Annotated in this window: 16 protein-coding genes; 6 read left to right on the top strand and 10 right to left on the bottom strand. The window is 71.5% G+C overall.

The features are described 5' to 3' along the window. Positions 1-108 precede the first annotated feature (108 nt). From ABTZ91_RS29580 to ABTZ91_RS29555, 6 genes are all read right to left on the bottom strand, one after another. On the bottom strand, positions 109-876 hold the full coding sequence (locus tag ABTZ91_RS29580; RefSeq protein ID WP_352080280.1) for an SDR family oxidoreductase: 768 nt from the start codon (positions 874-876) through the stop codon (positions 109-111). A gap of 26 nt (positions 877-902) precedes the next feature. Further along, entirely contained in the window at positions 903-1,664 is a 762-nt protein-coding gene (gene fabG / locus ABTZ91_RS29575) for a 3-oxoacyl-ACP reductase FabG (RefSeq protein WP_352080279.1), read from the bottom strand. A gap of 177 nt (positions 1,665-1,841) precedes the next feature. Beyond that, on the bottom strand, positions 1,842-2,225 hold the full coding sequence (locus ABTZ91_RS29570) for a DUF3037 domain-containing protein (RefSeq protein ID WP_352080278.1): 384 nt from the start codon (positions 2,223-2,225) through the stop codon (positions 1,842-1,844). Beyond that, entirely contained in the window at positions 2,222-3,079 is an 858-nt protein-coding gene (locus ABTZ91_RS29565) for a HipA family kinase (protein ID WP_352080277.1), read from the bottom strand. Before ABTZ91_RS29565 ends, ABTZ91_RS29570 begins: the two co-directional genes overlap by 4 nt. Before the next feature lie 111 nt (positions 3,080-3,190). Next, entirely contained in the window at positions 3,191-3,355 is a 165-nt protein-coding gene (locus ABTZ91_RS34190; RefSeq protein WP_407078056.1) for an integrase, read from the bottom strand. 294 nt (positions 3,356-3,649) lie between these two features. After that, positions 3,650-4,066, bottom strand: a complete 417-nt coding sequence (locus tag ABTZ91_RS29555; RefSeq protein WP_352080276.1) for a VOC family protein — start codon at positions 4,064-4,066, stop codon at positions 3,650-3,652. Positions 4,067-4,143: 77 nt separating this feature from the next. On the opposite strand from ABTZ91_RS29555, the gene ABTZ91_RS29550 reads away from it, so the two are divergent. The 5 genes from ABTZ91_RS29550 (at position 4,144) to ABTZ91_RS29530 (ending at position 7,845) form a co-directional block, all read left to right on the top strand. Further along, entirely contained in the window at positions 4,144-4,737 is a 594-nt protein-coding gene (locus ABTZ91_RS29550; RefSeq protein ID WP_352080275.1) for a TetR/AcrR family transcriptional regulator, read from the top strand. A gap of 208 nt (positions 4,738-4,945) precedes the next feature. Next, complete coding sequence (locus ABTZ91_RS29545; protein ID WP_352080274.1) at positions 4,946-5,191, top strand: DUF3072 domain-containing protein; 246 nt, start codon at positions 4,946-4,948, stop codon at positions 5,189-5,191. Continuing rightward, positions 5,184-6,869 (top strand): RecQ family ATP-dependent DNA helicase, encoded by a 1,686-nt coding sequence (locus ABTZ91_RS29540; RefSeq protein ID WP_352080273.1) that lies wholly within the window; start codon positions 5,184-5,186, stop codon positions 6,867-6,869. Before ABTZ91_RS29545 ends, ABTZ91_RS29540 begins: the two co-directional genes overlap by 8 nt. Before the next feature lie 148 nt (positions 6,870-7,017). Beyond that, positions 7,018-7,419, top strand: coding sequence for a hypothetical protein (locus ABTZ91_RS29535; RefSeq protein ID WP_352080272.1), 402 nt, complete (start codon positions 7,018-7,020; stop codon positions 7,417-7,419). 51 nt (positions 7,420-7,470) lie between these two features. Then, positions 7,471-7,845, top strand: coding sequence for a hypothetical protein (locus tag ABTZ91_RS29530; RefSeq protein ID WP_352080271.1), 375 nt, complete (start codon positions 7,471-7,473; stop codon positions 7,843-7,845). 61 nt (positions 7,846-7,906) lie between these two features. Here ABTZ91_RS29530 and ABTZ91_RS29525 read toward each other — a convergent pair whose 3' ends face one another. Then, positions 7,907-8,374, bottom strand: coding sequence for an RICIN domain-containing protein (locus ABTZ91_RS29525; RefSeq protein ID WP_352080270.1), 468 nt, complete (start codon positions 8,372-8,374; stop codon positions 7,907-7,909). 156 nt (positions 8,375-8,530) lie between these two features. Here ABTZ91_RS29525 and ABTZ91_RS29520 point away from each other — a divergent pair, with 156 nt between their 5' ends. Beyond that, positions 8,531-9,520 (top strand): NAD(P)/FAD-dependent oxidoreductase, encoded by a 990-nt coding sequence (locus tag ABTZ91_RS29520; RefSeq protein ID WP_352080313.1) that lies wholly within the window; start codon positions 8,531-8,533, stop codon positions 9,518-9,520. Positions 9,521-9,571: 51 nt separating this feature from the next. On the opposite strand, the gene ABTZ91_RS29515 is transcribed toward ABTZ91_RS29520, so the two are convergent. The 3 genes from ABTZ91_RS29515 to ABTZ91_RS29505 all read right to left on the bottom strand — a co-directional run bounded on the left by ABTZ91_RS29515 (position 9,572) and on the right by ABTZ91_RS29505 (position 12,183). Then, complete coding sequence (locus ABTZ91_RS29515) at positions 9,572-10,174, bottom strand: XRE family transcriptional regulator (protein WP_352080269.1); 603 nt, start codon at positions 10,172-10,174, stop codon at positions 9,572-9,574. A gap of 112 nt (positions 10,175-10,286) precedes the next feature. Continuing rightward, positions 10,287-11,429 carry an acyl-CoA dehydrogenase family protein gene (locus ABTZ91_RS29510; protein WP_352080268.1) on the bottom strand — a complete coding sequence of 381 codons (1,143 nt, stop codon included), beginning with the start codon at positions 11,427-11,429 and terminating at the stop codon, positions 10,287-10,289. Positions 11,430-11,433: 4 nt separating this feature from the next. Next, entirely contained in the window at positions 11,434-12,183 is a 750-nt protein-coding gene (locus tag ABTZ91_RS29505; RefSeq protein ID WP_352080267.1) for an alpha/beta fold hydrolase, read from the bottom strand. Position 12,184 lies beyond the last annotated feature (1 nt).

Below are 12,184 nucleotides of genomic sequence, written 5' to 3'. Positions count from 1 at the left end.
CGCAGCGCCCCGCCAGGTCAATGATCGGCCCGGGCGGGGCACTTGAGGCATTCTCTGAACAACCGGGGCCAAACCGGTCAGGAATTCAGGAAAGTGTCCGGATATCGGTCACCCGACACCGGCGTTCAGGAAAATGCCGCCGTCGACGACCAGTGTCTGGCCGGTGATCCAGTCCGACTGGGCGGAGGTCAGGAAGGCGGCGGCACCCCCGATGTCCTGCGGCTCTCCGAGCCGGCCGAGGGGGTAGGAGGCGGCCGCCTCGGCCTCCCGGCCCTCGTAGAGGGCCGCGGCGAATTTCGTTCGCACGACGGCCGGGGCGATGGCGTTGACCCGGACCGCGGGTGCGAATTCGTGCGCCAGCTGGAGGGTGAGATTGATCATGGCCGCCTTGCTCATTCCGTACGCGCCGACGAACGGCGAGGCGGCGATTCCGGCGACCGAGGCGATGTTCACGATCGCCCCTCCGTGTTCCTTCTGCCACGCCCGGTACGTGTGCTGGGCGAAGCCGAGCGCCGAGACCACATTGGTCTCGAAGACCTTCCGGGCGACCGCCAGGTCGAGTTCGGCGATCGGCCCGAAGACCGGATTGGTGCCGGCGTTGTTGATCAGGAAGTCGACCCGGCCGAAGGCCTCCATGGTGGCGGCGACGGCGGCGGCCTGGTGGGCCTCGTCGTGCGCCTTGCCCGGCACCGCGATGACCCGGTCGGCGCCGAGCCGTTCCACGGCCTCCTTCAGGGCCTCCTCGCCGCGTCCGGTGATGCAGACCCGGTCGCCGCGGGCGACCAGCGCCTCGGCGACGCCGTAGCCGATGCCCCGGCTGCCGCCGGTGACGAGGGCGACCTTGCCCGAGGGCTCGGGCAGTGCGTTCGCGCTCATGTGCGTTCTCCTCCCGCGCCGTGGCGTCAGTTGAGCGGGCCGCCGGCCACGTACAGGACCTGGCCGGAGACGAAGCCGGCGTCGTCGCCCGTGAAGAAGGCGATGGCGTTGGCGATGTCCTCGGGCCGGCCGACGCGCTGGACCGGGATCATGGACGCGGCGGCGGCCTGGAACTCCTCGAAGCCCATGCCGACCCGCTCGGCGGTCTGCGCGGTCATCTCGGTGACGATGAAGCCGGGGGCGACGGCGTTGGCGGTGATGCCGAACTTGCCGAGCTCCTTGGCGAGGGTCTTGGTGAAGCCCTGGAGACCGGCCTTGACCGCGGAGTAGTTGGCCTGGCCGCGGTTGCCGAGCGCCGAGGAGGAGGAGAGCGAGACGATCCGGCCGAAGCCGGCGTCGACCATGTGCTTCTGGCAGGCCTTGGCCATCAGGAACGCGCCCTTGAGGTGGACGTTCATGACGGTGTCCCAGTCCGCTTCGGACATCTTGAAGAGCAGGTTGTCGCGGAGCACGCCCGCGTTGTTCACGAGGATCGTCGGCGCGCCGAGCTCGGCGACGACACGCGCGATCGCGGCCTCCACCTGGGCGCTGTCGGAGACGTCACAGCCGACGGCGAGCGCGGTGCCGCCCGCGGCGGTGATCTTCTCGACGGTGTCCTTGCAGGCCGCCTCGTCGAGGTCGAGTACGGCGACGGCCCGGCCCTCGGCGGCGAGCCGGATCGCGGTGGCGGCGCCGATGCCCCGCGCCGCACCGGTGACGACGGCTACGCGCTGCTCGGTGGTGGACATGCTTGTTCTCCTCGCCCTTGGATCGTCCCTGGATACGGCGGGTACCGCGGCCGCTCGCTCTCCCGCAGGTGAGCGACCGCTTAGTATCGACCGTAGACGAGACGCTAGAAGCCCTGGCACCCGGTGTCAACGGCCCACCGGGTGCACCCGATCACTCCGCGCGCCGCCCGGCGCCGTTCAGCGCACGAGCAGGTCGAGCAGGCGTTCCACCTCGGCCTCGGGATCGGCGGTCAGGCCGGTGTGCACGGGACCCGGCTGGACCACCGTCGAGCGGGGCGCGATCAGCCAGCGGAAGCGCCGGCCGGCGTCGTCGCGGGCGGCCTGCCCGGCGGCCTCGCCGCCCGCGCAGACGCCCTCGACGGCGTGCAGCGCGGCCCGTACGCCGGTGACGTCGGCCGCCGGGTCGAGCGCGGCCAGTTTGGCCTCGTCGAGATGGGTGCGGGCGGCCACGAAGGAGCGGGCGCGGCAGTAGACGACCACGCCGGCGTTGAAGCACTCGCCGCGTTCGACGCGGGGCACCACGCGCAGCAGCGCGTACTCGAAGACATCGCGGTCGGTCACGGGGTGCTGTCCTTCTCCATGGCGTGCTCGGTGGCCTGCGGCCGCGGGGCGAGGCGTTCGGCGAGCCAGCCCGGGGGCTGCTGGGGCCGGCGCTCGGTGCGCGGTCCGAGGGTGATCCGCTCGTGGATGGTCGCGGCGCGCGGCAGCAGGGCCTCGACGTACGCGGCCCGCAGCTCGTCGGCGCTCGTGAAGCCGGGCTCGTCGACCAGCCACGCGTCGGGCACGTCGGCGGCGACCTCGGTGAGCAGCTCGCGGGTGACGAGCGGCGCGAGCTCGGCGGCCGCGGCGGCGACGTCGGGCGAGAAGGGGGCGAGGGCGTGGTCGGAGGCGTCGTACGGCTTGGCGGCGGAGGCGGCGGCGCCGGGCCAGTTGTGGTGCCAGATCATGGTGGCGCCGTGGTCGATGAGCCACAGGTCGCCGTGCCAGACCAGCATGTTCGGGTTGCGCCAGGACCGGTCGACGTTGTTGACGACCGCGTCGAACCAGACGACCCGTCCGGCCTCCTCGGGGTCGACCGCGTAGGCGAGCGGGTCAAAGCCGAGCGAGCCCGGCAGGAAGTCCATGCCGAGGTTGAGCCCGCCGCTGGCCTTGAGGAGCTCCTGCACCTCCTGGTCGGGCTCGGACAGTCCGATGACCGGGTCGAGCTGGATGGTGACGAGCTCCGGCACCCGCAGCCCGAGCCGGCGGGCGAGCTGCCCGCAGACGACCTCGGCCACCAGGGTCTTGCGGCCCTGTCCGGCGCCGGTGAACTTCATGACGTACGTGCCGAGATCGTCGGCCTCGACGATCCCGGGGAGCGAGCCGCCCTCACGCAGGGGCGTGACATAGCGGGTCGCTACGACCTCTTGCAACACTTTCCCAGGCCACCCATCTCTTCAACCTTGCCATCCACGGAAGGCTTCTCCGGAGCGTAGAGGCCGGGAACACGGGTCGACAGCGCTGGGGAGAATCTGGGGAGTTTCGGCCTAGCGAGCTGATCCCCGGCGCTCCCCAAGCAGACCGTCGATGGTGCCGCGTCCCTTGCTGCCGGCCTCCGGCATGAAGTGAGCATAGTAACCGAGAGTGATCGCAGGCGAGGAGTGTCCGAGCCACCGAGCCAGGGTCACGACGGACTCTCCGACTTCCGACATGATCGAGGCGCAGGTGTGCCGAAGCACGTGGTGAGCAGCAAGGAAAACTTCTGACTCTTCCCCTTCGGCAGGGTGGAGACAGCCTTCCAAGGAACGCCTGTACTCGGCCCCGAACGTGAAGCAGGCCGCGGCTGCAGATCAGCCAGGGAGTGTCCGCCGGCATCGACGGCACGCTCCGCGCCGACCACGGCTGGGCCCCCGAGGGGGCGGACCTCCTGGGGTCCCCGGCGGCGGCTACGCCCTCCGGTCCCCGATGGCAAGGCCGTCCCATAGAGATCACTGAGGCGCTGGAGGTCAGCTGGTGACGTACTGCTCGCGGTACTCCGCGGTCGGGGCGATGGGTGTGATCACGTCGATCAGGACACCGTTGGGATCGGCCACGATGAAGTGCCTTTGCCCGAAGTCCTCACTGCGCAGGTCCAGGACGGGGTGAAGCCCTTCGCTGGTGACCAGCCGTTCCCATTCCGCGTCCACGTCCTCCACCTCGAAGTTGAGCAGCAGGCCCTGTGCGGGGACCCGGTGGCCCGCAGGAACCGTCGGGTGCCTGTGGTCGAGCAGGGCGAGCTCGTACCCGGGGTTCCCCGGCTGGCGCAGACTGACGTACCAGTCGGCCTGGAACGTCGTCTCGAACCCCAGCAGCCGGGTGTAGAAGTCGTAGGACTCTCGCAGCTTCGCCGTGCCGATCACGGGATAGAAGCCGGTCAGTTTCATGCGTGCACCTCTTTCACATACCATCAGTATGCGAATGACGCTATTCACATACTGACGGTATGTCAATGAGGAGCGCGATGCGACAGCACGGCATCCGGGCACAGCGGCGGGAAGAGACCAGGCAGGCGCTGGTGCGGGAGAGCAGGCGCCTGTTCTCGGGCAGCGGCTACGCTGCGGTGGGCCTGGCGGAAATCGTCCAGGCAGCCGGAGTGACCAAGGGTGCGCTCTATCACCACTTCACCGGCAAAATGGATCTCTTCCGCGCCGTCCTGGAGGAGATGCAGCAGGAAGTGGGCCGACGCGTGGCCGCGGCCGCCGACGCCCACGACGATCCTTGGACCCAACTGATCGCTGGCTGCCAGGAGTTCCTCGCCGCGACCACCGATCCGGACATCCAGCGCGTCATGCTGGTCGACGGGCCTGCCGTGCTGGGATGGAGCCAATGGCGGGCGATGGACGAAGCCGCCTCGGCCCGCCACCTCGCCGACGCGCTGTCCTCCCTCATCGACGCGAGGATCATCGCCCCGCAGCCAGTCGCACCACTGGTCCACCTGCTGTCAGGGGCGATGAACGAGGCCGCGCTGTGGCTCGCGACCTCCTCCGACCCCGAGGATCTGGACCACACCAAAGCCGCACTGACGCAACTCCTGCAGGCCCTGCGAGCCCGTTGAAACGTCGGCGCCTCCTACGGAAGCCCCCTGAGCATCAACCGCGTCACCGCGATCGCCCAGCCTGTCCTCGTCCTTCACCACGCGTCAGCGTGAGGTGGGAAAAGGCATGACCCAGGGTGATGGCCGGGGAGGAACACCCGGCCCTGAACGGCCGACCGCCTCCGACGGCGCGGTGGGATTCCCCGCGTGAATCGGGTAGCGGTACCTCATGAGCGACGCACAGGACCCCAGCAAGGATGTCGAGGACTGGGTGACCGGCGACGAGCCGGCCACCGGCCCGCAGCTGAGTTATCTCCGGACCCTGGCCCGTGAGGCGGGCGAGGAGGTGCCGCCCGACCTGACGAAAGCGGAGGCGTCCAGGATGATCGACCGCCTTCAGGGGGCTTCCCCCCGCACGGCTGGGAACGGGAAGCCGGACTCCGGCTCGGCGGAAGACGGGGCGGGCGGTGGCTGACACCGCCGACCGGCTCCGAGCGGCGGCCAGGACGGCGTTCGGCTGGCCGGAGCTGCGGCCGGAGCAGCTGAGGGCGATGCGGGAGGTCATGGCGGGGCGCGACACCCTGGTCGTGATGCCGACCGGGGCGGGAAAGTCGGCGGTCTACCAGGTGCCCGCGCTGCTGCTCGACGGCCCCACCGTCGTCGTCTCACCGTTGCTCGCCCTCCAGCGGGACCAGATCGCCGGGCTGCTGGAGCACCGCGCCCCGCAGGCCGTCGCCGTCAATTCGGCCCAGTCCGCGGAGCAGACGGAGGAGGCGTGGCAGGCGGTGCGCGCCGGGGACGCCGAGTACCTCTTCCTCTCCCCCGAGCAGCTGGCCAAGGACGAGGTGCTGGAGCGGCTCTCACGGCTGTCGCCGGCGTTGTTCGTCGTCGACGAGGCGCAGTGCGTCTCCGCCTGGGGGCACGACTTCCGGCCCGACTACCTCCGTCTGGGCCAGGCCGCCCGGCGCCTGGGCCGTCCGCCGCTGCTGGCGCTGACGGCGACGGCGGCTCCCCCGGTACGGCAGGAGATCGTCGACCGGCTCGGCATGGAGGAGCCGGCTCTGGTCGTCGCCGGTTTCGACCGGCCGAACATCGCCCTTCACGTCGTACGGTTCCAGGACGACGACGACAAGCGCCGCGCCGTGGTGGAACGGGCGGCCGGCGAGCCGAAGCCGGGGATCGTCTACGCCGCCACCCGCAAGGACACCGAGCGGTACGCCGAGGAGCTGGCCGGCCTGGGTCTGACGGCCGCCGCCTACCACGCGGGCCTGCGCAGCGGTGAGCGGTCGCGGGTGCACGACGCCTTCCTCGACGGAACGCTCGACGTCGTCGTGGCGACCTCGGCCTTCGGCATGGGCATCGACAAGGAGGACGTACGCTTCGTCCTCCACGCCGCCGTCCCCGGCTCCCTGGACGCGTACTACCAGGAGATCGGGCGGGCGGGCCGGGACGGAGAACCGGCGGTCGCCGTGCTGCACTACCGGCCGGAGGACACCGGCATGCAGAACTTCTTCGCCGCCCGCACGCCCGGCCGCGAGACCCTCGGCGAGGTCGCCCGGCAGCTCGACGGGCGGCACGAGCCCCTGGACCTGGACGAGCTGCGGGACGAGACGGGGCTGTCCCGCAACCGCCTCACCGCCGCCGCCAACCTCCTGGAGGAAGCGGGCGCGGCTCACACCGACGACCGGGGCGCCTTGCGTCCCGCGTCCGGTGTGTCCGCCGACGAGGCGGTCACCCGGGCCGACGAGGCCGCGCAGACCCACCGCAGGCTGGAGCGGACGAGGGTCGAGATGGTCCGCGCCTACGCGGAGACCACGGGATGTCGCCGCAGGTTCCTCCTGGGCTACTTCGGCGAGCCCTACGAGGCGCCGTGCGGGAACTGCGACGTGTGCCGGGCGGCCGCACCGGGCACCCCCGACGCGGCACCGGCCGCGGAAGGGCCCGGGGCCGCGGTCGCGGAGCGGGACCAGACGCCGTCCCCTTTCCCCGCCGGGGCACGGGTCCGCCATCCGGAATGGGGCGACGGCACGGTCCTCAGCGAGGAGGACGACCGGATCACCGTCCTGTTCGACACCATGGGCTACCGCACCCTGTCGCTCGCGACCGTCGCCGACCACGACCTGCTGTCGGTCCTCGAACCACCGCCCGGCTGACACCGGCCCCTACGGCACCCCATGAAGGTCCGGGCCGGCTCCGGTTTCGGGGCCGGAAACGAGTGCGCCCCGTGCGCCCCCGTACGAGCGTCCGCGAGCCCCTGTGCCAGGGGCATGTGCCGCCACCGCGGTGTCTATGTTGATCGACATGTCACGGTTTCTGACCTGCTGCGCCGCACTCGTCGGCCTGCTGCTCGCCGCGTCCGCCCCTGCCACGGCGACGCCCCCGGCCCCCACCGAAGGCATCGCCCCTTCGCCACGGGCGTCGGTCCTCTTCGACATCTGGTTCAACCAGTTCGGCTACTCACCCACCAAGAACCTCACCGTGGGCCGCCACTGGTACACGCTCTCCGCCGACTGCGACGGCGGCGGCTCGGTGGCGGGCCAGCTGTACCACTCCGCGCTCGGCGTGGACAAGAAGGTCGGCTCGGTCTTCCTCGTGCCCTGCGGGGGATCGCGGAACGTCACCTACAACGTGCAGGGCGGTTGGTACTACTTCTACTTCCTCTCCGGCGTCGACAACACCCGTGTCATCGGTGAAGGCGCCTGACCGCGCGCACTCCCGTCCCGTCTCTCTCCCGCACCGCTCGGAAAGGCCCTCATGCGTGCTGTTCTCGTGGCCGTGACCACGGCTCTCACCCTCGGTCTCGCCGGCGTCCCGGCGGCGTCGGCCGAAGCGACCCCGTCGGCTGCCGCCGCCTCGTTCGACGTCTGGTTCAACGGTCACGGCTACTCGCCGAAGGCCGACCTCGCGGCCGGCGCGCACAGCGTCTCTCTCCGCGCCGACTGCGACAGCGACGTCGTGGCGGGTCAGCTCTACCACGTGACCTGGGGACGCGACCGGAAGGTCGGCAACGTGGTGAGGATCCCCTGCGGGGGATCCGCCCACCCGCTCTACCAGCTGAGCGGTGGTGAGTACTACTTCTACTTCCTGTCCGGCGTCGACAACACCCGTGTGGTGGGTGCCTGGGCCTGAGGGGCCGGAGCCGGAGCCGGGGCCGGGCCCGGCCCCGGCTCCGGCCGGCGTGGTCAGTGCCTCAGTGCCACAACTGATAGCTGGAGCTGTTGCACCTGAACGTGCGGACACCCTGTTCGCTGTCGTCCAGGCACAGCCCCGTCGCCCTGTTCCCCAGGGTGATGTTCGGCCCGACTCCCACGGCAAGCCACTGCTGGTTGCGCGACTGGTGGTCGCACTGTTCCGTCTTCAGGCTGCCCGCCCACCCTCCTTCGTCCACCAGGCAGTCGGCCGTCACGAGGTTCTGCAGCACCGCGTAGGCGCCGTCGACCCGGTGGACCTCCCATTTCTGCCAGGCGTCGCCATGACACCGGAACGTGCGCAGCCCCGCCTCCTGACTGTCGTCAAGACACAGGCCCGTGTACACGTTCTCGAACGTCTGCAAGGGGGCGGCTCGTTCCGCCGCGGGGGAAGCGGGAGCCGGTGAGGCGGTGGTCAGGGAGCACGCTGCCGTGAGGATCACCGCACCGGCCATGATTCGGATGCGCATGAGGCCGACGGTAGGGACCTCGGGGCCCGGCCGATGGCTCGGCGGCCCCGGATTCACCCCAAAGGACGCCCCGCCCGGCGGGCCCCGTCCCGGGAACGGCAACAAAGATTGCCCGGCAAGGCGGTGGACCGCACCCTGGCGGCGGAGGTGATCGCCATGACCGGCGCCAACAACGACACCAGGAACCGAACCTCGTACGACGTCATCGTGATAGGCGGCGGGGCGGGCGGGCTGAACGCCGCGCTCGTGCTCGCCCGGGCCCGCCGCTCCGTCGCCGTCGTCGACTCGGGGGAGCCCCGCAACGCCCCCTCGGCCCACATGCACAGCTTCCTCTCCCGTGACGGCGTGCCCCCGCTCACCGTGCTGGAGGCCGGCCGGGCGGAGATCGCCCGCTACGGCGCGGTCCGGATCGAGGGCCGGGTGGACCAGGTGGAGGCCGGGGTGGCCGGCGGGTACGTGGTCCGGCTGGAGGGCGGCGCGAGCCTGGACGCCCGGCACGTGGTCCTCGCCACGGGTCTGCGCGACGAGCTGCCCGAGATCCCGGGCGTGCGCGCGATGTGGGGCGAGGACGTGCACTTCTGCCCGTACTGCCACGGCTACGAGGTCCGCGACCAGCCGATCGTCGTGCTCGGCGTGCACCCGGCCTCCCCCGGGCAGGCGCTGCTGCTGCGCCAGTGGTCCCGGCACGTCGTGTACGTGCCGCACAGCCGCCCGCTCGACGACGAGGAGCGCGAGCGCATGGACGCCCGCGGGGTCGAGGTGGTCGAGGGTCCGGTGTCCACGCTGCTGAGCAAGGACGGGCGGCTGCACGCGGTGGAGCTGGCCGACGGGCGGACGGTGGAGTGCGCCGGGGTGTTCCTGTTCCCGAGGATGACGCCGAACGACGGGGCCTTCGACGGCCTCGGCTGCGAGAAGGACGAGCAGGGCTGGCTGGTCACCGACCGGGCCGGCCGCACCAGCCGCCCGGGCCTGTGGGCCGTGGGCAACGTGGTGGACCCGCGGGCCCAGGCCGTGACCGCGGCCGGCATGGGCGCCGCGGCCGCGTTCGCCCTCAACCACGACCTGGTGGACGAGGAGATCGAGCGCGATCTCGCCGCGCACCGCGCCGCCCGGGAGGGCTCGGAGGTCTCCGTCACCGCGTCCTGAGCGGACGCGCGACGGCCACCGCGCCGCCTCCGCCCCGCGCCCGCCGCCGGCTCACTCGCCGGAGGCGGGCGTCCGGCGTGTCGGGCGGGCGCGTACGTGCATCCGCTCGCCCTGGCGGCCGAAGACGCTGAGGACCTCGACCGGCCCCTCCCCCGTGCTGCCGAACCAGTGCGGCAGCCGGGTCTCGAACTCGGCCACCTCGCCGGGGCCGAGGACCAGGTCGTGGTCGGCCAGGACGAGCCGGAGCTTCCCGGAGAGCACGTACAGCCACTCGTAGCCCTCGTGGGTGCACAGCTCCGGGCTGGAGCGGCTCGCCGGCAGGATCATCTTGTAGCTCTGCAGCGGTCCTGGCTGGCGGGTCAGCGGCAGCACGGTGTTGCCGTTCACGGCGTGCGGCTTGAGCCGGACGCGCGGGTCGCCCACCTCCGGGGCGCCGACCAGTTCGTCGAGGGGGACCTGGTGGGCCTGGGCGATCGGCAGCAGCAGTTCGAGGCTGGGGCGGCGCTGTCCCGCTTCGAGGCGCGACAGGGTGCTCTTGGAGATGCCGGTGGCCTCCGACAGCGCGGCGAGGGTGACACCGCGGGCGGTACGCACCCGCTTGAGCCGGGACCCGACAGCGGACAGGGCCTGGGTGATCGTCGGTGACTGCTCCACGTCGTCATTAGAACGATCTGTTTCTGAAGTCGCAACCAGAGGTGCGGTTTTCGGACCGCGAGTGCCCCGCTCCCGGCCATGTCGGCCGGGAGCGGGGCACGGGCGGGGCGCTTCAGAGGCCGAGGGACCGGCCGATCAGTTCCTTCATCACTTCCGTGGTCCCGCCGTAGATCGTCTGCACCCGGCTGTTGGCCCACTCGCGGGAGATCGCGCTCTCCTTCAGGTAGCCGTAGCCGCCGTGGATCTGCAGGCAGCGGTTGGCGATGTCGACCTGGAGTTCCGTCGTCCACCACTTCACCTTGGCCGCGTCCGTCACCGAGAGGCGTCCGGCGTTGAGTTCGGCGACGCAGTGGTCGAGGAAGACCTGGGCGATCGTCAGTTCGGTGTCCATGGTGGCGAGCTGGAAGCGGTTGTGCTGGAAACTTCCCACGGTCTGCCCGAAGACCTCGCGGGTCTTGGCGTACTCGAGGGTGTCGGCCAGCATCCGCTCGGCGGCCGCGACGGCCACGGTGGCGATGCTGAGGCGCTCCCGGGGCAGCCCGGCCATCAGGTAGGCGAGGCCCGCGTTCTCCTTGCCGATCAGGTTCTCGGCCGGCACCCGGCAGTCGTCGAAGAACAGCTCGCAGGTGTCGCTGGCGTGCCAGCCCAGCTTCTCCATGCGCCGGCCGCGGGTGAAGCCGGGCGTGCCGCGCTCCACCACGAGCAGGCTGATGCCCTGGGCGCCGCGCTCGGGTGCGGTCTTGGCGGCGACCACGACGACGTCGGCGTTCTCGCCGTTGGTGATGAAGGTCTTCTGCCCGTTGAGGACGTAGGAGTCGCCGTCGCGGACCGCCGTGGTGCGGATGTCGGCCACGTTGGAGCCGGCGTCCGGCTCGCTCATGGCGATCGCGGCGATCAGCTCGCCCGAACACAGCCCCGGCAGCCACCGCTTGCGCTGCTCCTCGGTGGTCCGCTCGGCGAGATAGGTGGCGATGACGTCGTTGTGGGCGACGAAGCCGGGGGCCGTCGCCCGGGCCCACATGATCTCCTGCGAGAACACCACCGGATAGCGGTAGTCCGGCTCGCCGCCCCCGCCGTACGCGGGGTCCACGCCGATGCCGAGGAGTCCCGCCTGCCCGGCCTTGCGCCACACCTCGCGGTCGACGATGCCCTCCCGCTCCCACCGGGCGTGGTGCGGCAGCACCTCGCGGTGGAGGAACTCCCGGCAGGTGACCCGGAACTGCTCGTGCTCGGCCTCGTACCTGCTGCGTGGCATGCCGTCACCCCTTCCCGGGGTCGGTGTCGTCGACGATGGTGGCCAGGGTGTCCTTGGGGCGCTGGACGGCGGCGAAGTGGCCGCCCTCGATCTCGACCCGTCGGACCGGGGCCGTGCTGTGCGCGGCCCACTGCCAGACCTTCTGCGGCGGGGCGTGGAGGTCCTCGCGGGCGGCGATCAGGGTGAGCGGGAAGTCCACCCGCAGCTCGCGCGCCTCCCGGGCGAACTCGCCGCGCACGGCGTCGTCCTCCCGGAGCATCCGCAGCAGGATGCGGCTCATCGTCGGGTCGGCGAGCACGGCGGGCGGTGTCCCGCCGTCGGCGGCGGTCCGGCTGAGCAGTTCCTCGTCGGACACCGCGTCGAGCAGCGGGCCGGGCCGCTGGAGCGCGGGCGGGATCGCCCCGGAGAGTACGGCCCGCTCCGGGGCGACGCCGACCTGGCGGGTCACCTCCGCGGCCACCGCCAGGCTGGTGGTCGCGCCGAAGCTGTGGCCGAAGGTGGCCCACCGCAGGCCGGGCGTCCGCTCGCGTTCGGTGAGCAGATCGGCCACCACCTGCTCGGCCATGCACCGTACGAGGGCGTGGTAGCCGGCGGCCTTGCGCTCCTGGCGGCGGGTGCCGCGGCCCGGCGCGTCCACGCCCCGGACCAGCAGGTGCGGCTCGCCGAGCTGCTGCCAGCCGCGGTAGACCAGGGAGGTCGCCCCGGCGTGCGGAAAGCAGTAGAGCCGCACCGGGGGCCTTGATACGGGCTGCACG

The organism is Streptomyces sp. NPDC126499, from assembly GCF_040302485.1.
In the GTDB taxonomy this organism is placed as follows: Bacteria; Actinomycetota; Actinomycetes; order Streptomycetales; family Streptomycetaceae; genus Streptomyces.
The sequence above is the reverse complement of the archived record's forward strand: the minus strand, read 5'-3'. Positions and strand labels throughout refer to the sequence as shown.